The sequence below is a fragment of the Mesorhizobium sp. M7A.F.Ca.CA.002.05.1.1 genome (genome assembly GCF_003998335.1).
Lineage (GTDB): Bacteria > Pseudomonadota > Alphaproteobacteria > Rhizobiales > Rhizobiaceae > Mesorhizobium.
This window is the reverse complement of the sequence record NZ_RZQI01000787.1, coordinates 1-2,806: the sequence shown is the minus strand read 5'-3', so window position 1 is coordinate 2,806 and position 2,806 is coordinate 1. Positions and strand designations below refer to the sequence as shown.

The 2,806-nt window shown below is 59.5% G+C and carries 1 protein-coding gene and 1 pseudogene; both read left to right on the top strand.

Annotated elements, in window-relative coordinates; all coding sequences use genetic code 11:
• Window positions 1–404, top strand: a pseudogene (locus EN939_RS28430) (DSD1 family PLP-dependent enzyme); the annotation flags it as partial.
• Window positions 401–1,537, top strand: coding sequence for a threonine synthase (locus EN939_RS28425; protein ID WP_127270354.1), 1,137 nt, complete (start codon window positions 401–403; stop codon window positions 1,535–1,537). The pseudogene EN939_RS28430 and the gene EN939_RS28425, both read left to right, overlap by 4 nt.
• Window positions 1,538–2,806: the final 1,269 nt, after the last annotated feature.

Below are 2,806 nucleotides of genomic sequence, written 5' to 3'. Positions count from 1 at the left end.
TCTACAACGAGCTCCAGGCCGGCTCCTATGTGTTCATGGATGCCGACTATGCACGAAATCGTCCCGCTCCCGATTTCGAACAATCGCTGTTCGTGCTGAGCACCGTCATGAGTGCGGCCCGTCACGGCATCGCGGTTCTGGACTGCGGCCACAAGGGGATTGCTATCGACAGCGGACTTCCTCTCATTCACGCCAGGCAGGATATCGACTATGCCGGCGCATCCGACGAGCACGGTTCGCTCATCCTGCGTTCGGATCCCGGAAGCCTTGCCATCGGAGAAACGCTGCGTCTCGTTCCCGGCCATTGCGATCCAACGGTCGACCGCTATGACTGGTATGTCGGCATGCGCGGCAAACGGGTCGAATGCGTCTTCCCTGTCGCAGCGCGCGGAATGATGCAATGACGCTCGCGGTTCTTCCGGGGGCCGAAACCCCGTCCCGGCAACTGAGGCTGCGCTGCATCGCTTGCAATGCCACCCGGCCGCCGACCCTGGTCTACCGTTGTCCCGATTGCGGCGGCATACTGGAGGTCACGCGTCAAAAACCGGAAGGGCGCGGCTGGCTCAGAGCTGACTTCGTCGCAGATGATATTACTCTTGGAGAAGGCGGCACGCCGCTTCGAGAACTCAGATCCGATCTCCTCCACGTCGGCTTCAGAGGCCGGTTGCTCGTCAAGGACGAAACCCGCAATCCATCCGGCTCCTTCAAGGACCGCCTTGTGGCAGCGGCATTGAGCCAGGCGATCGCGCTTGGAGCGAAGGGGATCGTCAGTGCGTCGAGCGGCAACGCCGGTGCCGCTGCCGCTTGCTATGCCGCGAATGTCGGAATTCCCGCCATCATCGTCTGCCCGGATACGACGCCGCGTGGCAAGCTGGCGCAGATTCTCGCCTATGGCGCCATGCTTGAGCAAGTGCCCGGCCATTACGGAAACGCGTTTGAACATGCCAGACTACGTTGCGCCGAGACCGGCTATGCAAACCTGACGACGACCTATCTGAATCCTTATGGCGTAGATGCCTTGCGGCTGATCGGGCAGGAACTCCATGAGCAGATGGAAGGCGTCGGACCCGATTGGATCGCCATCCCGACAAGTTCCGGACCGTTGGTTAAAGGCGTCTTTCAGGGCTTCATGGATAGGGCTGGCAAAGTGCCTCGCCTGATCGCGGCGCAGTCTGACGGCTGTGCTCCGATAGCAAGGGCCTTCGAGGACGGAAAAATCGAGGTTGATAGCTGGGAGAGCCCCAAGACGATCGCTTCGGGCATTTCGGACCCGTTGCTGGGCTATCCCGAGGAAGGCAGCCTGACGCTTTCGCTTGTCCGCGCGAGCAAGGGCGTTGCTTACGCCGTCGGAGATGCGGATATTCGCGCGGCGATGATCGACTTGGCGCACAAAGCCGGTCTTTTCTGTGAACCGACGGGCGCGACCTCTCTCGCTGCTGCCCGGGATCTGTTCATAAAAGGCTCAATCGGATCGAGCGATACCGTGATCTGCATTGTGACCGGACACGGTTTCAAGGATTTCGCTGCCTGGACCTGATGGATGGGAGCGGCGTCCTAGCCCTTTGGCCGCTCCAGCGGCTGCGGCGCGAAGGTCACCACCCTGTCCGGATGCGAGGGTGACCGGGCGAACCTTTTGGCCACATAGGCCGGGCGGAAGTGCATGAGCACGGCCCTGTTCCAGCGTGTTAACGACGTCAAGAATGCTCTCCGCAAACCACGGCTTGGCCAACATCTAATGATCCCACCTCGCGTTCTATGGCGCGGTAGATTCTACAGCCAACCTTGCTGAGCAGCCCCTCGTCGCACACACGGGCCAGATAGCTGCTGGGAATTCCGATCTCAGTGAGCTCGCGCGTTCGCACTTCACCCTTATCACGGGCAAATGATGGCTCAGGCCCGCCGGCCAATTCGATGCGCTCCGCGCTCGCGGTCACGCATGCGCGTCTTGACGGAAGGTTCTGGCGTAGTTTTGAATCGGCAACTCGTAGTTGCATTTCTTTCGGCCTGGGGAGCCGTAGCGAACCAAAACGAGCCGTAGCGAACCAAAACTGCGAACGTCAAGTCCCGCCCAATGCACACCAGGCTCGATGAGGTGTTGCCGCCCTATACAAATTGCGATGGGTGAGCGCACCGATCACGCTTGTCGCACACTTGAATCATGCATTCCGACTGCTTTCATATGTGCCCACAATTCGGTGGCGGCGCGAGGCCGAAAGTACGGAAAGCTTACAGGTCCCCAGGCAAACGGGATGCTGCAGTAGACAATGAGGTTCACGGATACCCCGGCGAACATCGCATGGTAGCGGTCGAAATGGTCGGCAGGAGAGCGGCAAAAACGGTTGTCGGCGGCGGCATCGCGGGAACGAAAAGAAGAGAAGGTGAACTTTCGTGTGCGATTTTTGCACACGGGCTCCAGTAACTATCTGATATTACTTATCTATCTGCCCCATCCAGGGGCTATGGCTATCCTAAACCTTTGATAATGTTGCATCTTCATAGCTTCAATAAAGTTTGGGCACGCGTCGCGTGAACGCTATCGCCTGCCATGACAGCCCCCGCCGCAAATCGGCCGAATGCCCTGGCCGGCGCGACGGCGTGCGGCGCCGAATACCTCAATCGCAGGGTAGCTTATAGGTCGACCTGGCCGGAAATGCCAACGCGTTATCTGCTTTCGATGCCTGGGCGGAGGACGGAAGCCTCCAGCTTCGTATGCCGGTGTCTACGCCAATGATGTGGCTAGGAGCCGGGGAGGCCAGCCCTCGACAGCATCTCAAGGAACCGGGAATGGTGATGATCCTTCACATAG